Consider the following 23,227-nt stretch of genomic DNA (forward strand, 5'->3'; position numbering starts at 1 on the left):
ATGTCCGGATTCGGTGGGTCACGGGCTTGTGTTGAGTCACACCCGGCTCTCTGGACGGGGGATTTGCCGAGTCGGCGGGGAAAGATAGTGGGGTGAATCCGAAGCGGATCCTTGTGGTGGGTGCCGGACACGTCGGGCTCTATGCGGCGCTGCGGCTGTCGAAGAGGCTCGGCGCGCGGGAGGCCGAGGTTATCGTGGTCGACCCCCAGCCCCACATGACCTATCAGCCGTTCCTCCCGGAGGCGGCGGCGGGCAGCATCTCGCCCCGGCACTCCGTGGTGCCGTTGCGGCGGGAGCTGCGCAGGTGCACCGTCGTCGTGGGCGCGGTCACCCAGATCGACCACGCCGCCAAGACCGCGTCGGTCCAGCCCATCGTCGGTCCGACCCGCGAGATCCGGTACGACCAGGTGATCATCGCCCCCGGCTCGGTCTCCCGGACCCTGCCGATTCCCGGGCTGCACGAGTGCGGCATCGGCTTCAAGACCATCGGTGAGGCGATCTACCTGCGCAACCATGTGCTGGACCGGCTCGATGTCGCCGCCGCCACGCAGGACTCGGCGCTTCGCCGGCGGGCCCTGACGTTCGTCTTCGTCGGCGGCGGTTACGCCGGCATCGAGGCGCTCGCCGAGATGGAGGACATGACCCGGGCTGCGCTGCGGTACTACCCGGAGCTGAGCCCGGACGACATGCGGTGGGTGCTCGTCGAGGCGACGCAGCGGGTGCTGCCCGAGGTCGATCCGGACATGGGTGCCTACACGGTGCAGCAGCTCCTCCGGCGCAGCATGGACATTCGGTTGGGGACCCGGCTGGAGTCCTGCGTTGACGGGCTGGTGAAGCTCTCCGACGGGGACAGCTTCCCGGCCGACACGATTGTGTGGACGGCTGGCGTGAAGCCGTCGCCGATGCTGGATGCCACCGACTTCCCCCGCGACGAGCGGGGGCGGATCACCTGTGAGCCCACGCTGCAGGTTGTTGCCGGCGATCAGGTGGTGGCAGGGGCCTGGAGCGCCGGGGACTGCGCCGCGGTGCCGGATCTGACGAAGGAGCCCGGCAGCTACTGCTCGCCGAGCGCCCAGCACGCGGTACGTCAGGCGAACCGGATGGCCGACAACATCGTCAACGTCCTCCGGGGCCTGGAGCCGGTTCCCTACCAGCACCGGCACGCCGGCAGCGTCGCCAGCCTCGGCCTGTACAAGGGGGTCGCGCAGGTGTATGGGATCAAGATGAAGGGCCTGCCCGCCTGGTTCATGCACCGGACCTACCACATGAGCCGGATCCCTTCGCTGAACCGAAAGGTCCGGGTGGTCGCGGACTGGACGTTGGCGTTCTTCCTCAAGCGTGAGGTTGTCGCTCTCGGCCAGCTGCACGATCCGCGCGAGGAGTTCGCCGAGGCGTCCCAGCCGGTCAGCGCCCGCTAGCAGGGGTGCAGGGGTTCGGCCGGAGGCAGGGGCGTGGCACCGCGACGCGCCCGGCGAAGCCCGGGCGAGCGGTACTGCGGGTACGTCTGCTGGCCGAAGACCGGCTACGGTGGCACTGCACCGTTGCGTGTCGGCGCGTCGGTGTCACCCGCCCGGGTGGTGGAATGGCAGACACGGCCGCCTTAAAAGCGGCTGCCGCAAGGCATGCGGGTTCGATCCCCGCCCCGGGCACCTGCGGCCAGCCGCCGTCGGAGCATCGCCACACGGTGCGATCTCCACGAAGCCCATCGGCCGTTTATCCTTGATGCTGCACGTTGACGTGCAACAACCCCCTGAGGGAGGCCTGACAGTGAAGACCTCGAACCCGGTGCTCGCCCGGCTCGGCCAGGCGGCCGAGCGTGAGCGGGCCACCGGGTACGCCCCGACCGGGCCGTACGGACAGCCCGGCTACCCCCAGCAGTACCCGACGCAGGCCGGTTACCCGGCCGCGCCGCCGACCGTCAACACCATGACGGTGGACGACGTGGTGGTGAAGACCGTCAGCCTACTCGGCATCCTCGGCGTGGTCGCCGCCGCCGCGTGGGTGATGATCCCAGATGCGCTGCTCGGCGTCGCGTGGATGGGCGCCGCGATGGTCGGCCTGGTGCTCGGCCTGATCATTTCGTTCTCGCGGATGGCGAACCCGGCGTTGGTCGTCACGTACGCCGTCGTCGAAGGTGTGCTTGTTGGTGCCGTCAGCAAGTACTTCGAGACGCTTTACGACGGCATTGTGCTTCAGGCGGTCGTGGCCACCTTCGGCGTCTTCTTCCTGATGGCGATGCTCTACCGGGCCAAGGCCATCCGGGCCACCCCGAAGTTCGTCAAGGGCATGGTCGCGGTGATGGCCGGTCTCTTCGCGGTCATCATGATCAACTTGGTGTTGTCGCTCTTCGGCGTCAACACCGGGCTGCGGGACGGTAGCCCGCTGGCGATCGGGTTCAGCCTCGTTGTCATCGTCGTCGCGGCGCTCAGCTTCGTGTTGAGCTTCAAGGAGGTCGAGGACGGCGTCCGCATGGGGCTGCCGCAGCGTTACTCCTGGGTCGCCGCCTTCGGCATCCTGGTGAGCCTCATCTGGCTTTACATTGAGATTCTTCGACTGTTGAGTTACTTCCAGGGCGACGACTGATCGCTCGCTGAAACGACGATGCCCGGCCCGCTCCCGGAGCCGGGCATCGTCGTTTCCCCGGGCGATCGTGGGCCGGCTGCTCCGCGTGGCTCGCAGCCCGGCGGCGACGAAGCTGGTCCGGCGTAGACTCGGCGGCGTGGACCAGGCCGGGGACTTGAGGCGGACGGTGGAGTTGATCGTGCGGCAGGTGGGGCACTGGCAACAGCCACGGTGGGCCGCCAGTGCCGCCGGCGGAAACGTCTCCCGAGCCGACCTCGTGCACCAGCTCGTGCAGGAGCTCGCGAACCTGGCCGCCGACGCCGAGGCGCAGCCGCGCCGAGCCGTGCCCCGACTCGGCCACGACCTCGCCCTGCCGGACCAACTGCGGGTGGTGGCGGCCGATCTGCTTGCCGCGACAGCGTCGGACGCGGCGCTCGCGCGGGCCGCCAGCCAGGTTGCGGCGACTCGCGCGGCCCTCTGACGGCCATCAGCGGAGCCGGCCCCGCTGTGAGCCGGCTCCCGCAACCCTCAGTTCAAACGTTCGATCACCATGGCCATGCCCTGGCCGCCGCCGACGCACATCGTCTCCAGGCCGATCGTCGCGTCGTTCCACTGTAGGGCGTTGAGCAGGGTGCCGGTGATCCGGGCGCCGGTCATACCGAACGGGTGACCGACGGCGATGGCGCCGCCCATCACGTTCAGCTTCTCCTCCGCTATGCCCAACTGCCGGTAGGAGGGGATCACCTGCGCGGCGAAGGCCTCATTGATCTCCACCAGGTCCACGTCGTCGATGGTCATACCAGCCCGCTTCAGGGCCTGCTTCGACGCCTCGACCGGGCCGAGCCCCATGATCTCCGGAGAGAGCGCGGTCACGCCGGTCGAGACGATTCGCGCCAGGGGGGTGACCCCGAGTTCACTCGCCCGCTGCGCGCTCATGACTACTACGGCAGCGGCGCCGTCGTTCAGCGGGCAGCAGTTGCCGGCGGTGATCCGCCCGTCGGGTCGGAAGACCGGATTCAGCTGGGAGACGGCGGAGAGGGTGACACCGGGCCGGGGGCCGTCGTCGGAGCTGACCACGGTGCCGTCCGGGGTGGTCACCGGGGTGATCTCCCGAGCCCAGAACCCGTCAGCGATCGCCTGCTCGGCGCGGTTCTGGCTGCGTACGCCGAATTCGTCCATCTCGGCCCGGGTGACGCCGTGGACCTGGGCCAGGTTCTCCGCGGTCTGCCCCATGGCCAGGTAGATGTCGGGCAGGTCCCCGGAGTCACGCGGGTCCGTCCACACCTCGGCCCCGCCCTTTGCACGCGCCGTCGAACGCTCCTGCGCGGCGCTGAAGCGGGGATTCTCCCAGCCCCCGCCGACCAGCGCCTGCGCCTCCGGCGGCAGCCCGTCCGAGGTGCCGCGGGCGTACCGGGAGACGGTCTCGACGCCGGCGGAGACGAAGATGTCACCCTCGCCTGCCCGGATCGCGTGCATGGCCATCCGCGTGGTCTGTAGTGAGGAGGCGCAGTAGCGGGTCAGGGTGGCTCCGGGCAGGTCGTCGTGCCCCATCAGGGTGGCGACCACGCGGGCCAGGTTGAAGCCCTGCTCACCGCCGGGCAAACCACAGCCCAGGTACAGATCGTCGATCTCGCTCCGGTCGAGCTGGGGGATCTTGTCGAGGGCGGCCTGCACGATGGTGGCGGTGAGGTCATCCGGTCGGACCTCGCGCAGGGACCCCTTGTGGGCCCGGCCGATGGGGGAGCGGGCGGTGGCGACGATGACAGCATCGCGGGACGACTCAATCGGCATGGGCCAAACCTAACCGGTCAGTAACATCGATGGAAGCCGTGCCTGATCCGGAAATGTCACCGCGGCCGGCCATGTCGAGCCGCCATCGTCGCGGCAGCGGCCACCGCCGGGAAGAGAGCGTGCGCCCACACCCGGTACCCGTCGGCAGACGGGTGGAAGCCGTCGTGGCAGAACGTGCCGACGTCGGCACGGAAGACCGGACCGGCCTCAGTGGCGAGATCCACCACCGTCCCGCCGGCGGTGAGTACCGCGAGGGTCTGGGCGCGGGCCATCCGCCGACCGGACCAGCCGACCAGATGTCGCAGCGGGGGCGCGATCGCGCGTACCGCCCCGAGGTCGGGACAGGTCCCGACCACGACCTCGACCCGCGCCTCACGAAGCCGGCGTACCGTGGCCCCGAGGCAGGCGGCGGCGTCGGCCGATCGACGGAGGGTGGTGGCGTCGTTCGCGCCGATCAGGATCACGGCCACATCCGGTCGCTCCCCGAGTAGCGCCCGAGCGACCTGGGTGGCCAGATCGGCGGAGCGGGAGCCCGAGACGCCCACGCTGGAGAGGTGGACCAGCTGTCCGGCCGGCCCTTCGGCGAGCAGGTAGGCAAGCTGCCCACCAACGGTCTCCGCCAGCCGGCTCACGCCGACCCCGAGCGCGGACGAGTCCCCGAGAAGCACGAGCCGCAGCGGGGAGGCGTCGGACCGGCCGACCGTGGCCCGCAGGGCCAGGCCGAGTTCAGGTTGGGCATATCGCCGATGTCGGGCGGCGAAGGCCTGCCCGGTCAGGAGGGCGGCACCCCCCACCGCCGCAGCAACGAAGCAGACGGCCGTAGCGCGCCCGAGCCAGCGGGTGAAGCCCGGGAGGAAACGGTCGGTCACGGTGTCACCGCCCCGTGCTCATTGCTCCGCTCCTGCATGCCATCCCCTCCACTGTGGGGTGAGTCCACGGCCGGGTCGGACTGGGTCACGGCACCAAAGAAGGCCCGTCGGCGCAGCTGCGCCCACCGGCCCGCCGGACCGCGATCGTGGCCCCGAACCTGGGCGCCGCTGACCTCGGTCCCCGCGTGCCGTGCCGCCTCCTGGGCGGCCTCCGGCAGCGACCGTACGCCTCGGACCCGCGATGGCGCAGCCCCCCGCTCCGGCCCTGCCCCGAGAGCGGAGAGGACGGTCGGCAGCAGCGCGGCGGCGGCCATTGCGTAGCCCTCGGCCGACGGGTGGAATCGATCCCACGCGAACATCCGGGCCGGCTCGGCCGTGAACCGGGGACCGAGCAGGTCGCCGAGGGAGACCGTCGCGCCACCGGCCTCCACCACGGCGACCGTCTGGGCAGCCGCGAGCTGGCGACTCCATCGGCGGGCCAGCCAGCGCAGTGGCGGCTGGATGGGGCGGATCGCCCCCAGGTCCGGGCACGTGCCGACGACTACTGCACAGCCAGCGGCGCGAAGCGTGGTGACCGCCTCGATCAGGTATCGCACCGCCACGGCGGGCGGGGTGCGGTTGGTGACGTCGTTACCGCCAATCAGGATGACGGCGACGTCGGGTCGGGCTTCGAGAGCCGCCTCGACCTGGTACCGCAGCACGGCGGAGAGCGCCCCCACCACCGCGAACCGGTGCAGCCGGACCGGTCGGTGCAGCCGGCGGGAGACCCCGGTGGCGAGCAGCGCCCCCGGTGTTTCGCGGCGACGGTGCACGCCGTAGCCGGCAGCGCACGAGTCCCCCAGTATGACCATGGTGACCGCTGGGCCGGGTAGTTTCGCCCCGTAGACTCCATCGCAGCGCGGCGGCGGCGCCTCCGCCGGGGGGATGCTCCGTCGTGCCTGCCGGGCCTGACCGATCAGGACACCGCCGGCGGTCGCGGCGGCGGCGGCCGTGGCACCCGCGCCGATCACCACCAGCCGAGTGACGCGCCAGGCAGCCCGCCAGCGCGGATCAGCCGGGACAACGGAATCAGCGACCCCCATGCACCGACATTACGCGAACCCCGCCCGTGGATACCGTAGCCGTGACGGCTCCCCGCGGCCGGGGACCGCTACCGGGCCGGCTTGTACCGGGGCGGCACGCTGGCGTACGGGAAGGAGTGAGCAGATGGGGAAGACACTGCACCGACGGGCGGCGTTTCTCGCGTTGGCCCGAGCACTCGCGGTCGGCGTACGAGGTGGGCCGGGGCTCGGGGCACGCGTGGCGGCCCTGCCTCGGATGATCCTGGCGACCATCCGGGGACGATACGACGGCGGCCTTCGGCTGGCGCTGATGACCGCCGCTACGGCGTACATCGTCTCGCCGGTCGACCTGCTGCCGGAGCTCGGGCTGGCGCTTCTGGGGCTGGCCGACGACGCGGTCATGGTCACCTGGCTCGCCGGGAGCGTACTCGCCGAGACCGAGCGGTTCCTGGAGTGGGAGGCGCGCCAGGCTTCGGTCGTCCCGGGCGAGATGGCGGGCTGACGGGACGTAGGCTGAGCGCGAGTTCCGTATTCGTCTGCCCGGCCGCCCATCCGGCGGCACCGGAGGAGAAGGGCACAACCAGGTGCAGTACTACGACAACGTCGTCGAGTTGATCGGGAATACCCCGCTGGTACGCCTGCGCAACGTGACCGAGGGCATCCAGGCCACCGTTCTGGTGAAGGTGGAGTACCTCAATCCCGGCGGGTCGGTCAAGGATCGGATCGCCCTGCGCATGGTGGAGGACGCCGAGCAGGCGGGGATCCTTCGGCCGGGCGGCACGATCGTCGAGCCGACCAGCGGAAACACCGGGGTCGGGCTGGCGTTGGTGGCCCAGCTCAAGGGCTATCGGTGCGTCTTCGTCTGCCCGGACAAGGTCAGCCAGGACAAGCAGGACGTGCTGCGTGCCTACGGCGCCGAGGTGGTCGTCTGCCCGACCGCTGTCCCGCCCGCGGACCCACGGTCCTACTACAACGTCTCCGATCGCCTGGCCCGGGAGATCCCCGGCGCCTGGAAGCCCAACCAGTACGCGCACCCGGCGAACCCCCGCTCCCACTACGAAACCACCGGGCCGGAGCTGTGGGCGCAGACCGAGGGCCGGATCACCCATTTCGTCGCGGGTGTCGGCACCGGTGGCACGATCTCCGGTATCGGCCGCTACCTGAAGGAGATGTCCGGGGGGCAGGTCAAGGTGATCGGCGCTGACCCGGAGGGCTCGGTCTACTCCGGTGGCACCGGGCGGCCGTACCTGGTCGAGGGGGTCGGCGAGGATTTCTGGCCGGAGACCTACGACCGGGAGATCGCCGACGGGATCGTCGAGGTCTCCGACAAGGCGTCGTTCGAGATGACCCGCCGGCTGGCCCGGACCGAGGGTCTGCTGGTCGGCGGCTCCTGCGGAATGGCGGTCGTCGCGGGGCTGGAGGTGGCGCGTGCGGCCGGCCCGGAGGACGTGGTCGTGGTGCTTCTGCCGGACGGGGGGCGCGGCTACCTGTCCAAGATTTTCAACGATTCGTGGATGGCCCGGTACGGTTTCCTGGACAATTCCGGCAGCGAGCCGACCATCGCCGAGACGCTCGCCGGCAAGCCGGGTGGGTTGCCGGAGCTGGTGCACGTGCACCCGACCGAGACGGTCCGCGACGCGATCGACTACCTGCGCGAGTACGGCGTATCCCAGCTTCCGGTACTGAAGGCCGAACCGCCGGTGGTCACCGGCGAGGTGGCCGGGTCGATCGTGGAGCGGGACCTGCTCGACGCGCTCTTCACCGGTCAGGCGCAGTTGCACGACACCATCGAGCGGCACATGGCCGCGCCGCTACCGATGATCGGTGGCGGGCAGCCGGTCAGCGAGGCGGTGGCTCTGTTGGAGAAGTCCGACGCCGCGCTGGTGCTGATCGATGGCAAACCGAAGGGGGTTCTCACCCGACAGGATCTCCTCGCTCACCTCGGCGCCCGCTGACCGGTGCTGCTCGTTCCGCAGGGCCCTCGCCGACCCGGGCGTGGGGGAGGGCCCTGCCGGACACCTCGCCCCACCGGAGCTACAGCTCCCGCCGGTAGCGGAGCAGCACGGCGGGGGTCGAGCCGATCAGAACCTGTTGGGTGGCGCCGGTCGGCCGCCATCCCCCCTGCTCGTAGAAGCGGCGGGCCGGTCCGTTCTGCTGCAACACCCACAGCGCCGCGGCTCGCCACCCTCGGGAGCGCATCTCGCCCAGTGCGTCGGCCATCAACATCCGGCCCAGCCCACGGCCCCGCTCCGCCGGTTCCAGGTGGACCGCGTGGAGCAGCCCGGTGGTGGGGTCCCCCTGGTCGTCCGGGCCGAGGTAGCTGAAGCCGACCAACTGGCCGTCCCGTTCCGCCACGGTCAACACGTGGTCGGCGCACTCGTGGCTCCAGCGTTCCTGCCAGTACTGCCCCAGCGCCGCCTGGGTCGGCTCGGTCAGCGTCTCGGTGGTCAGGAAGGGGGCGTAGGCGGCGACCCGGGAACGTTGGTGCAGCGCCCCGACCTCGATCAGGTCGTCCGACCTTCCAGGGCGGAGCGTGACGGTCATCGTGCCGAGAGTACCCGCCGGGGCGGGACCTGCACGGTCGTCAGGTCCTCGGCGACCACCAGATCACCCGCGAAGTGCTCCCGGGCCTCGGCTACGAAGCGGCTCAGGTCCGGGTAACGCTGGGAGAAGTGGGTGAGTACGAGGCGGCGTACCCCGCACTCGGTGGCGACCTGCGCCGCCTGCCCCGCGGTGAGGTGCCCAACCTCGGCGGCGAGCGCGGACTCCGAGGCCAGGAAGGTGGCCTCGATGACCAGGAGGTCGGCGTTGTCGGCGAGAGCGTACACCGCGTCGCAGAGGCCGGTGTCCATGACGAACGCGAACCGCTGGCCCGGTCGCGGCGCACTCACCTGCTCCCGGGTGACACGGTGTCCCGCCACATCGAGGTGGCCGACGCGCAGCAGCTCGCCAATGGCCGGGCCGGCGATACCGTGGGCGGAGAGCCGCTCCGGCAGCATCCGGTGTCCGTCCGGCTCGATGAGCCGGTACCCGTACGTCTCGACGGGGTGCCGGAGTCGGCGGGCCTCCAGCGTGCCGCCGCGGATCGCGACCTGCTGCCCGTCCGCGTCAATCGGTGCGACGTCCAGCTCGGCGGTCTCGTGGAAACTCGACGCGTGCCGCAGCCGGTTGAAGTAGTCGGTGCCACCGGCCGGAAAGTGGACCGCGACCGGGTGGGGCACCCGGTCGAGGGAGAGCCGCTGGATGGTGCCGGGAAGCCCGAGGCAGTGGTCGCCGTGGAAGTGCGTGACACAGATCCGGGTCAGGTCGGTGGCGGTCACCGTGCTGTACAGCAGCTGCCGTTGGCTGCCCTCACCCGGGTCGAAGAGGATTACCTCGTCGTCCCAGCGCAGGACGTACCCGTTGTGGTTTCGGGTGCGGGTCGGCGTCTGGCTGGCCGTTCCGAGCACCACCAGTTCGCGCATCGACACGCCGCCCTCCCGACTGAACTGACCGTCTGGACTGCCCCGGCTCGGTCCTCGGCACGACGGACAGCATCGGCGCTGCCGGGGATAGAACGACCCCCGGGGCTTCCGCGCTGACGCGCGGGCCGGCTGGACTGGGCCGGCACCCCGGGGGTCGGGTGGCTGTCATGGATTCGCCGCACCGCTGCCACACGGTCTCGACGACTCTAACTGCCCACCTGGCAGGGTGGACGACTGTCGAGGACAGCGGCTAGCGGGCAGCCACCTCACGAGTCCGATTGCTATACAAGTCTGGACCACCTCCTTTCCCGTGTACCGTCACGCTATCCACAGCGCCGCGCCCGGGGCAACGGATTTCGATCACAAGCCGGCGGGATGCGAATCAGATTCGCGGGAGCCGTCGGGTGTTGGCCGTCCTCAGGTGAGGTCGTGCAGCCCGATCGGACCCTCGCGCGGTCCGTCCTCCTGCGCGGGTTGCACGGCCAGCGACGGAAAATTGACAAGTTCACCGGCCGGCTCCGCGTCCCACTCCGGGAAAACCAGGTCGCTCTGGAGATAGAGGCAGAGCAGCTGGGTCAGGTGGCGCAGCCCGTCCAGGTGGGTGCGCTCATGGCCGTGGGTGGCATCGACCCCGAACCCGAGCAGCGCGACCCGGGCGTGCGCACCGGCCTCGACCGCCGCCGCGACATCTGAACGGTAGTTGTCAAAGACATCGCGGACCAGGTCGACGTCGTTCTCGCGGGCGATCGCCGCCAGGTTGCGGGTCAGGTGGTAGTCGAACGGGCCCACCCCGTCGCCCATCGCCAGGGTCGCCGCGTCCTCCCGGGACTGCTGTCCGGGCGCTACCACGGCAGCGTCCACCGAGACGATCTCGGCCACATCCGGATCCAGCCCGTGCGAGGCGCCGTGGCCGATCTCCTCCGTGACAGTGATCAACAGGTGCGCGGTGACCGCCGGGGTGACCCCGGCGTCCACCAGTGCCTTACAGGCGGTCAGCACCGCCGCCACGCCTGCTTTGTCGTCCAGATGGCGGGACTTCACGTATCCGGAGGGGGTGACCTGTGGGTTGGGGAGGAGCGCCACGAAGTCGCCCACGTCGATCCCCAGCGCGCGCAGGCCGGCGATGTCGTCCACCGGTTCGTCCACCCGGACCTCGACCAGCTCCCACCCGATGCCCTGGGAGTCCACCGCGTCGTTGTAGCGGTGCCCACTGGCCTTCAGCGGAAGCACCTGACCGGTGACCACCTGATCCAGGTGGTCGGTGAAGACCCGTACGTGGGCGCCCTCGGCGAAACGTGCGCTGTGCGTCCCGATCGGCTGGAGCTCCAGTCGCCCGTTCTCCTTGAGCCGCTTCACCATCCCGCCGATGACGTCGGTGTGCACGACGATCGCCCGGTCTGCCCCAGTTGTCCGGGGACCCGGCAGGTAGGCGCTGAGCGCGCCGCGTCGGGTCAGCGTGGACGGGATCCCGAGCGCCGCCAGCCGCTCGCCCACGTACTGCTGTACGTGGTCGGTGCGTCCGGACGGGCTCGGGATCTCCAGCAGCTCCACCAGCACGTGGCGGAGGTAGTCGAGGTCGAGTGGGAGCGGTGCGGGCCGGTTCGGGGTCATACTCCAGAGCTTGCCGCACCCGCCGGCGACCAGAGGCGTTGCGGTGCCCGGGTCCCGGGAAAAAGTAGGTCGACGAAGCGCTCGGCGGTCGGCTGCGGCTCGTGGTTGGCCAAGCCGGGCCGCTCGTTCGCCTCGATGAAGACGTGCTCCGGCTGCTCCGCGGCGGGTACCAGCAGGTCCAGCCCGGTCACCGGGATATCCAGTGCCCTGCTCGCGGTCACGCACGCCTCGGCGATCTCTGGGTGTAGCTCCGCGGTGACATCGTGGATCGTGCCACCGGTGTGCAGGTTGGCGGTCCGGCGTACGACGAGCAGCTCCCCCTGTGGCAGGGTGTCGGCCAGGGAGTACCCGGCCTCGGCGACCACCTCGCGGGTCATCTCGTCCAGGGGGATGCGTGACTCGCCGCCGGTCGCGGCGGCGCGACGGCGGCTCTGCCGCTTGACCAGCTCCTCGATGTCGTGCACCCCGTCGCCGATGATCGCCGCCGGCCGACGCACCGCGGCCGCCACCACCTCGTGGTCGATCATGACGACGCGTAGGTCCTCACCGGCGCGCAACTCCTCGAGCAGCACCTCCGGGCAGTATCGGGTGGCCACATCGACGGCCGTGTGCAGGGCTTCGGGTGTGCGTACTCCGACGGTGATTCCTTTGCCCTGCTCGCCCCGGGCCGGCTTCACGACCAACTCGCCGACCTCGGCCAGGAACGCGGTGTCGGCGCCGTCCCCGGTGGCCGTCCGGCCCCGCGGCACGGAGAGCCCGGCCTGGGCGAGGATCCGCCGGGTGACCCGCTTGTCGTCACAGCGGCTCATCGCCACCGCCGAGGTCAGCTCGGAGAGCGACTCGCGGGTGAGGATCGTCCGGCCGCCGCTGGTCAGCCGCAGCTCACCCCAGGTCGGGTCGGTCACCTCCACGCGGATGCCCCGGCGCATCGCCTCGTCCGCGACGATCTGCGCGTACGGGTTGAGCTCGTCGTACCCCTCCGGCATGGCGGGCAGGAAGAGCCGTTCGTTGATCGGGTTCTTCCGCTTCACACAGAGCGCGGTGACGCGGTAGAAACCGAGTCGCTCATAGAGCCGGATCGCGCCCTCGTTCTCGGCGAGCACCGACAGGTCCACGTACGCCCGCCCCCGGTCGACCAACCGGGCTGCCAGCTCAGTGATCAGCGCCTGGCCGGTGCCGGGCGGCGCGGCATTGAAGTCCACGGTCAGGCACCAGAGGCTGGCGCCGCCCTCCGGGTCGTCGAAGACAGCGACGTGGTCCACCCCGGTGATGGTGCCGATGATCTCGCCGGTCGCGTTCTCGGCGACCAGGTGTAGGAAACTGTCGGTGGCGGCGTTGGCGACGAGCACCTCGACCGGCGCGGTCACCATGCCGTTGGCCGCGTAGATCCGATTGACGTCCTCGGCGTCCTGCGCGTCCTGTAGCGGCCGGATCCGTAGGCCGGGGATCTCCGGGGCGGCGAGCCCCTCGCCGTGCAGCGGCAGCCGGAAGGTCAGCGACGGGTCGATGAACAACTCGTCCGGCAGCCGGGAGACGAGCACGTGCGGATCGCGCAGGTAGATGCAGATATCTCGGGCGCCGGCCGCCTCCGAGCGCAACACGTCGGCGACGGCCGCCTGGTCGGCGTAGGTCTGGCCGAACACCAACCGGCCCCAGCCGCAGTCGAGCACCACGCCCGCGTCGGGCGCGTCGGCGACGTGGTCCGCCGCGGCGGCGACGGCCGGCGGGCTTGCTGAGGCGGCCGCGGCGGCCACCGGATCGCCGCCGGGGCCGACCCGCTCGAAACGACGGCTACGGCCACGTACCTGATCTGCCAGCGCTACCCCGGTCGCGAGGGTCCCCGACATGGTCAACCGATTCCGTGGCTCTGGAGCCACATTTCCAGGAGTCCGAGTTGCCACAGCTTGTTTCCGTTCAACGGGGTCAGTTCGGCGTTCGGGTCGTCGAGCAGCGCGTTGACGTAGTCGGTGCGGTACAGCCCTCGACGATGAGCCTCCGGCGCCGAGAGCGCGTCGCGGACCCGGTCCAGGAGCTTGCCTTCCAGGTGGGTGAGGCCCGGGACCGGGAAGTAGCCCTTCGGCCGGTCGATGACCTCGTGCGGGAGGACCCGCCGGCCGATCTCCTTGAGCACGCCCTTGCCGCCCTGGGCCAGCTTCAGCTCCGGCGGGCAGGTCGCGGCGAGTTCCACGAACTCGTGGTCCAGGAACGGAACCCGGGCCTCCAGCCCGTGCGCCATGGTCATGTTGTCGACCCGCTTCACCGGGTCGTCGGTCAGCATGATCTGTGTGTCGATCCGCAGGCCGGCGTCGATCGCGGTCTGCGCCCCGGCCTGGGCCAGGTGGGCGGCGACGAACTCGCGTGCCGGGTCACCGGCGGCGAGCCAGGCCGGGTCGAGTACCCGGGCCAGCCCGGCGGCGTCCCGGTCGAAGAACGCGCGGGCGTACGTCTCGAGCGCCTCCTCCCGGGCGACCTGTGCCAGCGGCGGGTACCAGTGATAGCCGCCCAGGATCTCGTCCGCGCCCTGACCGGACTGGACGACCTTGACGTGTCGGGCCACCTCCTGGCTGAGCAGGTAGAATGCGACGCAGTCATGGCTGACCATCGGCTCGCTCATCGCGGCGACAGCCGCCTCCAGTGGCGGCACCAGGTCCTGCGACGGGACGCGGATCTGGTGGTGGTCACTGTCGAAGGTTTTCGCCACCAGGTCCGAGTAGCGGAATTCGTCGCCCTCCCGACCCCCGACCGCGTCGAAGCCGATGGAGAAGGTGGAGAGGCCGCGCTGGCCCTCTCCGGCGAGCAGTGCCACCACCAGGCTCGAATCCAGGCCGCCGGAGAGCAGCACGCCGACCGGTACGTCGGCGACCATCCGTCGCCGTACGGCGGTGGTCAGTGAGCCGAGCAGAGCGTCCTGCCAGTCCTCCGCCGACCAGCCGGCGCGTTCGGGGCTTCGGGTGAAGGACGGGTTCCAGTAGACCCGCTCGTGGCTGCGGCCGTCCGGCTCGTAGACCCGCACGGTGGCCGGGGGGAGCTTGGCCACTCCGCGCAGGATGGTGCGTGGGGGCGGCACGATGCTGTGAAAGCTCAGGTAGTGCGCGAGGGCGACCGGGTCGATCTCGGTGTCGACGCCGCCGCCGGCCAGCAGCGCCGGCAAAGTACTGGCGAAGCGGACCACGCCCGGCGACTCGGCCAGGTAGAGCGGCTTGATGCCGAGCCGGTCCCGGGCCAGGACGAGCCGGCCGGTGTCCCGCTCCGTGATCGCCACGGCAAACATGCCGACGAGGTGGTCAACGAAGTCGGAGCCCCATTCGGCGTATGCCTTGACCACCACCTCGCTGTCCCCGGAGGAGAAGAAGTGGTGCCCCTTGGCCTGCAGCTCGGTCCGCAGTTCCCGGTAGTTGTAGATGCAGCCGTTGAAGACGCCGGTGAGACCGGAGGCGGCATCCGCGACGGGCTGTCCGCTGGCGGCCGAGAGGTCGATGATCTTCAGGCGACGGTGCCCCAGGGCGATCGCTCCCTGTGCCCATACCCCGCTGTCGTCCGGCCCTCGGTCACTCATCGTAGCCGCCATGCGCTCCACCGCAGCCACGTCGGCCCGGGAACCATCACGGCGAAACTCTCCCGCAAGTCCGCACATGTCAGCCCATGCTGCCAGAGGATATTGCGATTAGCCTGTTGAGACCATGACGGTCGTGTAAAAGGGTTGCTAGAATTCCGGTCCTTCACTGCGCAGAGTGACGGTTCGTGGGGGTGAGGGTGGCACTTCGTGTCACGCGTGGTCACTCTGCGAGGATCTGTCGCCGTCACCCGATGTGATGATCGACCCATTTATGGAATGTGATGCGGTGGGCGGGTCGCCGGCCGCGCGACCCACCCACCACCGTCTCAGTCGGTGGTACGGGCGACACCAACCGGACAGCTCAGCCCATTGGGGCCATGGTTGCAGTAACCGCCGGGGTTCTTGGTCGGGGCGAGGTACTGCTGGTGGTACCCCTCGGCGAGGTAGTAGTCGCCGAGAGGGCTGATCTCCGTGGTGATCTCGCCCTTGCCCGCGCGGGCCACCACCGGCGCGAACGCGTCGCGGGACGCCCGCGCGGTGGTCAGCTGCTCGTCGGTGGTCGGGTAGATCGCCGACCGGTACTGGGTGCCCACGTCGTTGCCCTGCCGCATGCCCTGGGTCGGGTCGTGGTTCTCCCAGAAGACCTTCAGCAGGTCCTCGTACGTGATCTTCGTCGGGTCGTACCTGACGTGGACGACCTCGGCGTGTCCGGTCCGGCCCGAACACACCTCGTCGTACGACGGGTTCGGCGTGTAGCCGCCCGCGTAGCCCACCGATGTGGTGAGCACGCCGGGCAGTGTCCAGAACAGCCGTTCGGCTCCCCAGAAACAACCCATCCCGAAGACGGCGACCGCTGTCCCCTCCGGGAACGGGCCCGTCAGCGGCGTACCCAACACCTCGTGCGGTTCGGTGACCGGCGTCGCGACCGGGCGGCCGGGCAGGGCCTCCTCGGGGGAAATCAGCTGGGCCTTCGTACGGCGCAGGAACACGGTGGGACTCCTCTCATACCCTTCCTCGGCTGCAACGCCGGCGGGTCCGGCTTCCTTACCCGCGACAACCGCGCTCAGGCACGACCCGGCAGCGCCGCGCGGATCCGGTCGGCGTGGCTGGCTGCCTCGGCGTCGTCCACGTAGCGGGTGCGGGGCCAGAAGAATCCGCGCAGCCCGTCGCCCTTGGTCCGCGGCACCACATGGGTGTGCAGGTGGGGAACCGATTGCGACACCTTGGTGTTTATCGCCACGAATGTGCCGCCGGCACCCAGCCCGGCCTCGACCCCGACGGTGAGTCGGCGGACCAACCCGAAGTAGCCCGTCAGCGCTTCCACCGGTAGGTCGGCCAGCGTAACCAGGTGCGAACGCGGCACCACGAGCAGGTGTCCCTTGAACACCGGCCGGGTGTCCAGGAAGGCCACCCCGTCCGGCTCGTCCACGACCCGGAACGCCGGCACCCTGCCCGCCACGATCCCGCAGAACACACATCCGCTCATCCCCCGGCAGGGTAGCCCAGGCGAACCCCGTGCCGCCGGTGCCGGCACACCCGCTGGTGACAGGCTCCGCCACCGGGTCTCCCAGGCTCCGCCACCCGGCCCACCGACGGTTGCCGGCGCCGGGGGGAGCCGGCCCGACTAACGTTCCGGTCATGAGTAACGGCTTCGAGACGCTCGCCATCCACGCCGGTCAGGCCCCGGAGGCCCGTACCGGCGCGGTGATTCCCCCGATCTACCAGACCAGCACGTACGCGCAGGACGCCGTCGGCGCGCCGCGCCAGGGCTACGAGTACAGCCGTTCTGGCAACCCGACCCGGGACGCCCTCCAGGAGTGCCTGGCGGCGCTGGAAGGCGGCGCTGTCGGTCTCGCCTTCGCCAGTGGCCTCGCCGCCGAGGACACGCTGCTGCGGGCGGTCTGTAAGCCCGGCGACCACGTGGTCATCCCGGACGACGCCTACGGCGGCACCTACCGGCTCTTCGCCCGAGTCGCCGAGCGCTGGGGTCTGGCGTACACCCCGGCCCGGGTCTCCGATCCCGACGCGGTGCGGGCCGCGATCCGGCCGGGCCAGACGAAGATCGTCTGGGTGGAGACCCCCACCAACCCGTTACTCGGCATCGCCGACATCGCCGCCCTCGCGGCGATCGCCCACGAGGCGGGAGCGTTGCTCGTTGTGGACAACACCTTCGCCTCCCCGTACCTGCAGCAGCCGATCACGTTCGGCGCCGACGTCGTCGTGCACTCGACGACCAAGTACATCGGTGGGCACTCCGACGTGGTCGGTGGTGCGCTGGTCGTCGCCGATCCCGACCTCGGTGCGGAGCTGGGTTACCACCAGAATGCCATGGGTGCGGTCAACGGGCCGTTCGACGCCTGGCTCACCCTGCGCGGGATCAAGACCCTCGGCGTACGAATGGATCGCCACTGCGACAACGCCGAGCGGATCGCCACCTACCTCGACGGGCACAAGTCGGTCGCTGCGGTCAGCTACCCGGGCCTACCCACCCACCCCGGGTACGAGGTGGCCGTCAAGCAGATGCGTCGCTTCGGCGGGATGATCTCCTTCCGCGCGGTCGGCGGCGAGGAGCAGGCCGTACAGATCTGTAACCGGGCGAAGCTGTTCGTCCTCGCCGAGTCGCTCGGCGGAGTGGAGTCCCTGATCGAGCACCCGGGTCGGATGACACATGCCGGTGCGGCCGGCTCGCCGCTTGAAGTTCCCGGCGATCTCGTGCGACTGTCTGTCGGCATTGAGACGGTAGACGACCTGCTGGCTGATCTGGAGCAGGCGCTGGGCTGATCGCGGGGCTTGGGGAGGGTGGCCGTGCAGGACATCATGCCGACCTGGGTGGGGGCGACCGCCAAGCAGATCGCCCGCGGCGTACGCCGCGGCGACACCTCCGCCACCCAGGTCGTCGCCGACCACCTCGACCACGTCGGCCGGGTCGACCCTGAACTGGCCGCGTTCCGACGGGTGCGAGCCGGTGCGGCGGCCACCGAGGCGGAGAAGGTTGACGAGCTGGAGGACCTGGCTGACCTTCCGCTGGCCGGGGTGCCGGTGGCGGTCAAGGAGAACACCGCCGTCGCCGGGCTGCCCACCTGGAACGGCTCGGCCGCCGCCCGGACCCCGGTGGCGGAGGCCGACCACGAGGTGGTCCGGCGGCTGCGGGGTGCGGGCGCGGTGATCCTCGGCGTCACCCGAATGCCGGAGCTGGGCCTGTGGGGGGTGACCGACGATTCGACCGCGGTAACCCGAAACCCGTGGGACCTCGGCCGTACCCCCGGTGGCTCGTCCGGGGGCTCGGCCGCGGCGGTGGCCGCGGGGCTGGTGCCGATCGCCCACGCCAACGACGGGCTCGGGTCGATCCGGGTGCCGGCGGCCTGCTGCGGTCTGGTTGGCCTCAAGCCCGGGAGCGGAGTGGTGCCCTGCCAGCTCGGCGCGGACGACTGGTTCGGCCTCACCGAGCACGGGGTGCTGACCACCACCGTTGCCGACGCGGCGGTCGGCTTTCAGACGCTCGCCGGCCGTCGGCAGGAGAAGCTGGTCCCGCCGACCCGGCTCCGGGTCGGCGTGTCGCTGCGCTCCCCGGTGCGGGGCGTATCGCCGGACGCGTCGAACCGGGACGCGGTCGCCGCCGCCGGTCGACTGCTCGCCGCCGCCGGGCACGACACCGTGCCCGCCGACCCGGACTACTCGACGGCACTCGGCCTACAGGGCCTCGCCACCTGGTTCGCCGCGGCCGCCGCGGACGTCCGGGCCGCCGGTCTGGATCGGCGGAGCCTGCAAAAGCGCAGCCGCCAGCACGTCCGGCTCGGGGAGTGGGTGCAGCGCCGGGGGTATGTCCGTCAGGCCGATCGGGCAGCCTGGCGGGAGCGTTCGATCGGACTGTTCACCGACCGCTCGATTGACCTGCTCCTCACTCCGGCCCTGGCGAGCCTCCCACCGGCGGCGATCAGCTGGTCGGCTCGTTCCTGGCGGGCGAATCTGGTGGCCAACCTTCGCTACGCCCCGTACGCCGCACCGTGGAACGTCGCCGGACTGCCCGCGCTGGTGGTGCCGGTGGGTCGCCGCCCGGACGGGCTGCCGGTGGCGGTCCAACTGGTCGGTCCGCCCGGGTCCGAGCTCCTGCTGCTCGCGGTGGCCGGCCAGTTCGAGATGCAGGCCCCGTGGGCCCGGCACGCCGATGGCTATCCACGGGGCGGGATGCGCTCGCCGGCCGCCGGATAGCCCGTCCCGGCACCCCACCACGACGGCGGGGACCGAGGGCGGTGGCCAGGCCCGAGGCTGGTCGGGGGCGGGTGGCACGATCGGGGCATGACGAAATTGGTCGGCCTGGACGACGTACGGGCCGCGCGGGAGCTGCTCGCCGGTGTCGTTCGTACCACCCCGTTGGAACCGTCCCGTCCCCTCAGCGCGGCGCTCGGCGGGCCGGTGTGGCTCAAGTGCGAGCACCTACAGCGGGCCGGCTCGTACAAGGTGCGGGGGGCTTTTGTGCGGATCTCCCGGCTGTCCGCGGCGGAGCGCGCTGACGGTGTGGTCGCGGCCAGCGCCGGCAATCACGCCCAGGGCGTGGCGCTCGCCGCCGGCCTGGTCGGCACGCACGCCACCGTGTTCATGCCGGTGAACGCGCCGTTGCCGAAGGTGGAGGCCACCAAGGGGTACGGCGCGCAGGTCGAACTCGCCGGCAACACGGTCGACGAGTCGCTGGTGGCCGCGCAGACCTACGCCGAGCGCACGGGGGCGACTCTGATCCACCCGTTCGACCACGGCGACGTGGTCGCGGGGCAGGGCACGGTGGCGCTGGAGATCCTCGAGCAGTGCCCAGAGGTCCGCACGATTGTCGCCGGGGTGGGGGGCGGCGGACTGGTCTCCGGCATCGCGGTCGCGGTGAAGGCGCTGCGCCCAGACGTGCGTGTCATCGGTGTGCAGGCGGCCAGCGCCGCCGCCTTCCCGCCCTCGTTGGCCGCGGGTGAGCCGGTGCGACTGCCGTCGTTCGGCACGATCGCGGACGGAATCGCCGTCGGCTGTCCCGGGGAGCTGACCTTCCGGCACGTCCGCGCACTGGTCGACGAGGTTGTGACCGTGAGCGAGGAGGACATCTCCCGCGCGCTGCTGATGTTGTTGGAGCGGGGCAAGCAGGTGGTCGAGCCGGCCGGGGCGGTGGGGGCGGCGGCGCTGCTGGCCGGCGCGGTCGACGTCGAGGCACCGATGGTGACGGTGCTCTCCGGGGGCAACATCGATCCGCTGCTGATGCTGCGGGTGATTGAGCATGGACTCGCGGCTGCCGGGCGCTATCTGCGGGTCACCGTCCGCTGCTCGGATCGACCCGGCCAGCTCGCCTTGTTGCTCAGCGAGATCGCCGAGCAGCGGGCGAACGTCGTGGACGTCGAGCACCAGCGCGCCAACCCGCACCTGCGGCTCGGTGAGGTCGAGGTGGCGCTGTCGGTGGAGACCCGCGGCACCGAACACTCGGACACGCTGATCAGCGTGCTGCGGGCCAGCGGCTACCAGGTGGTCTTCGCTGGTGAGGCGTGAGACCGCCCGGCTTCGTGGGAGCCCGAAACGCCGACGTGCCGGTGGTCTGCAGACCACCGGCACGTCAGGACGGGTGGGTTCAGCCGCCGAAGGGCTCGAAAGCGACCACGGTGACCTTGATATCTGCGCCGCTGGGTGCGGTGTAGGTGCAGGTCTGGCCCGGGCGGCAGCCCAGGATCGCCTGCCCGATGGCGGACTCGGGGCTGTAGACCGTCAGGTCCGTGGTTGACGAGATTTCGCGGGAACCGAGCAGGAAGCGCTCGGTGTCATCCTTGTCGTCATCGAAGTAGATCGTCACTACCATGCCCGGTGCGACCGTGTCGGCGGTCGGCGCCTCGCCCACCTGGGCGGTGCGTAGCAGCTCCTTCAGGTAGACGATCCGTCCTTCGGCCTTGCCCTGCTCCTCGCGAGCGGCGTGGTAGCCGCCGTTCTCCCGCAGGTCACCCTCCTCGCGCCGGGCGTTGATCTCGGCGGCGATGACCGGCCGATTGGCGATCAACCCGTCGAGCTCCGCCTGGAGGCGGTCGTGCGCCTCCTGGGACAGCCAAGTGGCGGGCGCCTCGTTGCCAGTGGACACAGGCGATCTCCTCAGTCGTGCCGGCGGCAGGTGAAATTCCAAGTTACCAGTGCCCGCCGACGCCGTCGGCCCGACGATCAACGCCCGGCCCCTTCCGCGCCGCCCCGCCACGGCCGTCCGGGCAGGTCAGATCAGGGTCACGCCGGGCGGCGACAGCGAAGTACCTCCCCGATGAACGGGCGTCCCTCGGTCACCAGGAGGTGCTGCGTCCGCACCTGTCGCTCGTCGGGCTGGGCGGTCACCGTGACCTGCTCCCGGGCCACCTCGGCGCCGGCCCGGTCCCGGGCCCGCACGACGCAGACCGCGGATCCACCCGGGGGCACGGTGACCCGGAAGTCGATCAACACCTGTGAGTCGGTGATGTCGGTGTAGGCGATCACGGTTGGGTCGTACTCCGGGCTGCCGTACTGCTGGTAGAGCCGGACCACGATCGTGCCGAGGGCCGCAACCAGGGCGAGCCCCACCAGCGCGGTCAGTACCGGACGACGGCGCCGGTTTTCCCGCCGACGGCCGTACCGGCCGGGTGGGAAAACCGGCGCGCCGGAAAATTGTGTGGCGTGCGTCTCGCTCACCGGCGGGCATCTCCTGGCGTCGTTGTCGGGGGCATCAGCAAGAATGGTTTGGCAAGAATGGCAGGTTCATTCTCCCAGCCGTCCGGGCACGTCACGCATCGTGGGCACGTCAGGGCCTCCCGGGAACGTCCAGCAACGCGCCGCAAGCATCGCAGGTCAGCGCCGGTGGAGGACCCAGGGGTGCGGGTGTGCGCGGTGGGCGGGGACGACGCGGGGGGACTGTTCCGGCCGGTAGTCGGGCGGCCAAGGTGGTCCGCCGGGGCAGAGATGAGGAGCGCCGACGTTGGCAGAGCGACTGCGACTCATGGCCGTCCACGCACACCCGGACGACGAGTCGAGCAAGGGCGCCGCGACCACCGCGAAGTACGTGGCCGAGGGGGTAGACGTCCTGGTAGTGACGTGCACCGGCGGCGAGCGGGGGAGCGTGCTCAATCCGAAGATGGACCGGCCCGACGTCTGGGCCAACATCGCTGACATCCGCCGTGCCGAGATGGACGCCGCGCGGGCGATTCTCGGTATCGAGCAGGCCTGGCTTGGCTTCATGGACTCGGGTCTGCCAGAGGGAGACCCGCTGCCGCCGCTGCCCGAGGGCTGCTTCGCCCTCCAGGACGTGGCCGAGGCCGCCGGCCCGCTGGTGCGGCTGATGCGTGAGTTCCGTCCGCACGTGGTCACCACCTATGACGAGGACGGGGGCTACCCCCACCCCGACCACATCATGACGCACAAGATCAGCATGGCGGCGTTCGACGCCGCTGGCGTCCCCGAGCGCTACCCCGATCTCGGCGAGGCCTGGCAGCCGCTCAAGCTCTATTACGACATCGGCTTCTCCAAGGGCAAGATCCTGGCGCTGCACGAGGCGCTGCTCGCCACCGGAAACGAATCACCGTACGGGGAGTGGCTCAAGCGCTGGGAGGGGCGGCCGGACAAGGGACCCCGAATCACCACCCGGGTCGGCTGCGCCGAGTACTTCCCGGTTCGCGACGACGCGTTGCGTGCCCACGCGACCCAGATCGACCCAGACGGATTCTGGTTCCAGGTGCCGATGGAGCTACAACAGCGCGCCTGGCCCACGGAGGACTTCCAACTTGTTCGGTCCCTGGTTGACAGCCCGCTGCCCGAGTCGGACCTCTTCGCCGGTGTCGCCTAGCCCCCCACACCCCGAAGAGGGGGTCCATCGGCCCTGTTCCGGCGGCGGGCTAGGCTGGTGACCACTCGCGTAACGGAGGACGCCATGCTGACCGCCGCTGAGGTGCTCGCCCAAAACAACTTCGGGAACACCCGCACGGGCGGGCTAGCCGGCCCGATGGGCCTGTTCCTGATCCTCGTGCTGGCGATCGCCACCGTGCTGCTGATCCGCAACATGAACGCCCGACTGCGCCGACTGCCCGCCCAGTTTCCGCCCGCCTCCGGCTCCGCTCCGTCCGGCGCCGGTCGAGCCGACGCGACAGCTGGTGAGGTGGCCGGCGGCACCCAGGTGCCGGATTCATCGCTGAAACCCGTCAACGGGCCCCAGCAGCCCTGAACCGGTCCTGGCCGCATGATTCACGACTATCGGCACCTTAGCCCCCTGTTGCGGTTACCGGTATTGGCCTAGCCTTCCCGCCGGGGACGGAAGTTTCGTCGGCCTGGGCAGGAGGGGGCGCCGAT

At 70.6% G+C, this 23,227-nt stretch carries 22 protein-coding genes and 1 tRNA gene; 11 read left to right on the forward strand and 12 right to left on the reverse strand.

Going from position 1 to position 23,227, the window contains the following annotated elements; genetic code table 11:
* The first annotated feature begins 92 nt into the window (after positions 1 to 92).
* The 4 genes from STROP_RS04585 to STROP_RS04600 all read left to right on the forward strand — a co-directional run bounded on the left by STROP_RS04585 (position 93) and on the right by STROP_RS04600 (position 3,043).
* Complete coding sequence (locus STROP_RS04585) at positions 93 to 1,418, forward strand: NAD(P)/FAD-dependent oxidoreductase (protein ID WP_011904816.1); 1,326 nt, start codon at positions 93 to 95, stop codon at positions 1,416 to 1,418.
* Positions 1,419 to 1,568: 150 nt separating this feature from the next.
* Positions 1,569 to 1,649 (forward strand) — tRNA-Leu (locus STROP_RS04590).
* Positions 1,650 to 1,767: 118 nt separating this feature from the next.
* Positions 1,768 to 2,583: a Bax inhibitor-1/YccA family protein gene (locus tag STROP_RS04595; RefSeq protein WP_011904817.1), complete on the forward strand. Its 816-nt coding sequence runs from the start codon at positions 1,768 to 1,770 to the stop codon at positions 2,581 to 2,583.
* A gap of 136 nt (positions 2,584 to 2,719) precedes the next feature.
* Positions 2,720 to 3,043, forward strand: a complete 324-nt coding sequence (locus STROP_RS04600) for a hypothetical protein (protein WP_080516629.1) — start codon at positions 2,720 to 2,722, stop codon at positions 3,041 to 3,043.
* Positions 3,044 to 3,090: 47 nt separating this feature from the next.
* Here the strand turns inward: STROP_RS04600 and STROP_RS04605 are convergent, their stop codons facing one another.
* The 3 genes from STROP_RS04605 to STROP_RS04615 are packed head-to-tail and all read right to left on the reverse strand — an operon-like array spanning position 3,091 to position 6,304.
* Positions 3,091 to 4,353, reverse strand: a complete 1,263-nt coding sequence (locus STROP_RS04605) for an acetyl-CoA C-acetyltransferase (protein WP_011904819.1) — start codon at positions 4,351 to 4,353, stop codon at positions 3,091 to 3,093.
* A gap of 56 nt (positions 4,354 to 4,409) precedes the next feature.
* Positions 4,410 to 5,222, reverse strand: a complete 813-nt coding sequence (locus STROP_RS04610; RefSeq protein WP_011904820.1) for an SGNH/GDSL hydrolase family protein — start codon at positions 5,220 to 5,222, stop codon at positions 4,410 to 4,412.
* Complete coding sequence (locus tag STROP_RS04615) at positions 5,219 to 6,304, reverse strand: SGNH/GDSL hydrolase family protein (RefSeq protein WP_011904821.1); 1,086 nt, start codon at positions 6,302 to 6,304, stop codon at positions 5,219 to 5,221. Before STROP_RS04615 ends, STROP_RS04610 begins: the two co-directional genes overlap by 4 nt.
* 124 nt (positions 6,305 to 6,428) lie before the next feature.
* On the opposite strand from STROP_RS04615, the gene STROP_RS04620 reads away from it, so the two are divergent.
* A complete protein-coding gene (locus STROP_RS04620; RefSeq protein WP_011904822.1) occupies positions 6,429 to 6,785 on the forward strand; it encodes a DUF1232 domain-containing protein in 357 nt (118 codons plus the stop codon).
* Between the two features lie 82 nt (positions 6,786 to 6,867).
* Positions 6,868 to 8,238 carry a cystathionine beta-synthase gene (locus tag STROP_RS04625; protein ID WP_011904823.1) on the forward strand — a complete coding sequence of 457 codons (1,371 nt, stop codon included), beginning with the start codon at positions 6,868 to 6,870 and terminating at the stop codon, positions 8,236 to 8,238.
* 79 nt (positions 8,239 to 8,317) lie between these two features.
* On the opposite strand, the gene STROP_RS04630 is transcribed toward STROP_RS04625, so the two are convergent.
* The 7 genes from STROP_RS04630 to STROP_RS04660 all read right to left on the reverse strand — a co-directional run bounded on the left by STROP_RS04630 (position 8,318) and on the right by STROP_RS04660 (position 16,388).
* Positions 8,318 to 8,827 (reverse strand): GNAT family N-acetyltransferase, encoded by a 510-nt coding sequence (locus STROP_RS04630; RefSeq protein WP_011904824.1) that lies wholly within the window; start codon positions 8,825 to 8,827, stop codon positions 8,318 to 8,320.
* Complete coding sequence (locus STROP_RS04635; RefSeq protein ID WP_018829798.1) at positions 8,824 to 9,753, reverse strand: ribonuclease Z; 930 nt, start codon at positions 9,751 to 9,753, stop codon at positions 8,824 to 8,826. Before STROP_RS04635 ends, STROP_RS04630 begins: the two co-directional genes overlap by 4 nt.
* Positions 9,754 to 10,164: 411 nt before the next feature.
* Positions 10,165 to 11,358, reverse strand: a complete 1,194-nt coding sequence (locus STROP_RS04640) for an osmoprotectant NAGGN system M42 family peptidase (RefSeq protein ID WP_011904826.1) — start codon at positions 11,356 to 11,358, stop codon at positions 10,165 to 10,167.
* Positions 11,355 to 13,205, reverse strand: a complete 1,851-nt coding sequence (gene ngg / locus STROP_RS04645; RefSeq protein WP_011904827.1) for an N-acetylglutaminylglutamine synthetase — start codon at positions 13,203 to 13,205, stop codon at positions 11,355 to 11,357. Before ngg ends, STROP_RS04640 begins: the two co-directional genes overlap by 4 nt.
* A 2-nt stretch (positions 13,206 to 13,207) precedes the next feature.
* Positions 13,208 to 14,992: an N-acetylglutaminylglutamine amidotransferase gene (locus STROP_RS04650; protein ID WP_011904828.1), complete on the reverse strand. Its 1,785-nt coding sequence runs from the start codon at positions 14,990 to 14,992 to the stop codon at positions 13,208 to 13,210.
* A gap of 248 nt (positions 14,993 to 15,240) precedes the next feature.
* Positions 15,241 to 15,903 carry a peptide-methionine (S)-S-oxide reductase MsrA gene (gene msrA / locus STROP_RS04655; protein ID WP_011904829.1) on the reverse strand — a complete coding sequence of 221 codons (663 nt, stop codon included), beginning with the start codon at positions 15,901 to 15,903 and terminating at the stop codon, positions 15,241 to 15,243.
* Positions 15,904 to 15,977: 74 nt separating this feature from the next.
* A complete protein-coding gene (locus STROP_RS04660) occupies positions 15,978 to 16,388 on the reverse strand; it encodes an HIT family protein (protein WP_026274781.1) in 411 nt (136 codons plus the stop codon).
* Between the two features lie 164 nt (positions 16,389 to 16,552).
* On the opposite strand from STROP_RS04660, the gene STROP_RS04665 reads away from it, so the two are divergent.
* From STROP_RS04665 to ilvA, 3 genes are all read left to right on the forward strand, one after another.
* Positions 16,553 to 17,695, forward strand: a complete 1,143-nt coding sequence (locus STROP_RS04665) for a cystathionine gamma-synthase (protein ID WP_011904831.1) — start codon at positions 16,553 to 16,555, stop codon at positions 17,693 to 17,695.
* 18 nt (positions 17,696 to 17,713) lie between these two features.
* Complete coding sequence (locus tag STROP_RS04670) at positions 17,714 to 19,123, forward strand: amidase (protein WP_011904832.1); 1,410 nt, start codon at positions 17,714 to 17,716, stop codon at positions 19,121 to 19,123.
* 87 nt (positions 19,124 to 19,210) lie between these two features.
* Complete coding sequence (ilvA, locus tag STROP_RS04675) at positions 19,211 to 20,431, forward strand: threonine ammonia-lyase (RefSeq protein WP_043535202.1); 1,221 nt, start codon at positions 19,211 to 19,213, stop codon at positions 20,429 to 20,431.
* Positions 20,432 to 20,510: 79 nt separating this feature from the next.
* Here the strand turns inward: ilvA and greA are convergent, their stop codons facing one another.
* The gene (greA, locus tag STROP_RS04680; protein WP_011904834.1) at positions 20,511 to 21,008 is read right to left on the reverse strand and encodes a transcription elongation factor GreA; all 498 of its coding nucleotides are present in this window, start codon (positions 21,006 to 21,008) and stop codon (positions 20,511 to 20,513) included.
* A gap of 137 nt (positions 21,009 to 21,145) precedes the next feature.
* On the reverse strand, positions 21,146 to 21,580 hold the full coding sequence (locus STROP_RS04685) for a DUF4307 domain-containing protein (protein ID WP_011904835.1): 435 nt from the start codon (positions 21,578 to 21,580) through the stop codon (positions 21,146 to 21,148).
* A 304-nt stretch (positions 21,581 to 21,884) separates the two neighbouring features.
* On the opposite strand from STROP_RS04685, the gene mca reads away from it, so the two are divergent.
* Both mca and STROP_RS04695 read left to right on the forward strand, forming a co-directional pair.
* Positions 21,885 to 22,727 (forward strand): mycothiol conjugate amidase Mca, encoded by an 843-nt coding sequence (gene mca, locus STROP_RS04690; RefSeq protein WP_026274780.1) that lies wholly within the window; start codon positions 21,885 to 21,887, stop codon positions 22,725 to 22,727.
* A gap of 84 nt (positions 22,728 to 22,811) precedes the next feature.
* A complete protein-coding gene (locus STROP_RS04695) occupies positions 22,812 to 23,102 on the forward strand; it encodes a hypothetical protein (RefSeq protein WP_011904837.1) in 291 nt (96 codons plus the stop codon).
* Positions 23,103 to 23,227: the final 125 nt, after the last annotated feature.

The sequence above is a fragment of the Salinispora tropica CNB-440 genome (assembly GCF_000016425.1).
GTDB classification, from domain to species: Bacteria; Actinomycetota; Actinomycetes; order Mycobacteriales; family Micromonosporaceae; genus Micromonospora; species Micromonospora tropica.

Excerpts from the sequence above, each read along its gene's own strand:
- STROP_RS04605 (WP_011904819.1), bottom strand. The coding sequence starts at position 4,353 with ATGCCGATTGAGTCGTCCCGCGATGCTGTCATCGTCGCCACCGCCCGC.
- STROP_RS04615 (WP_011904821.1), bottom strand. The coding sequence starts at position 6,304 with ATGGGGGTCGCTGATTCCGTTGTCCCGGCTGATCCGCGCTGGCGGGCT.
- STROP_RS04620 (WP_011904822.1), top strand. The coding sequence starts at position 6,429 with ATGGGGAAGACACTGCACCGACGGGCGGCGTTTCTCGCGTTGGCCCGA.
- STROP_RS04630 (WP_011904824.1), bottom strand. The coding sequence starts at position 8,827 with ATGACCGTCACGCTCCGCCCTGGAAGGTCGGACGACCTGATCGAGGTC.
- STROP_RS04640 (WP_011904826.1), bottom strand. The coding sequence starts at position 11,358 with ATGACCCCGAACCGGCCCGCACCGCTCCCACTCGACCTCGACTACCTC.
- ngg (WP_011904827.1), bottom strand. The coding sequence starts at position 13,205 with ATGTCGGGGACCCTCGCGACCGGGGTAGCGCTGGCAGATCAGGTACGT.
- STROP_RS04650 (WP_011904828.1), bottom strand. The coding sequence starts at position 14,992 with ATGTGCGGACTTGCGGGAGAGTTTCGCCGTGATGGTTCCCGGGCCGAC.
- STROP_RS04665 (WP_011904831.1), top strand. The coding sequence starts at position 16,553 with ATGAGTAACGGCTTCGAGACGCTCGCCATCCACGCCGGTCAGGCCCCG.
- ilvA (WP_043535202.1), top strand. The coding sequence starts at position 19,211 with ATGACGAAATTGGTCGGCCTGGACGACGTACGGGCCGCGCGGGAGCTG.
- mca (WP_026274780.1), top strand. The coding sequence starts at position 21,885 with ATGGCCGTCCACGCACACCCGGACGACGAGTCGAGCAAGGGCGCCGCG.
- STROP_RS04695 (WP_011904837.1), top strand. The coding sequence starts at position 22,812 with ATGCTGACCGCCGCTGAGGTGCTCGCCCAAAACAACTTCGGGAACACC.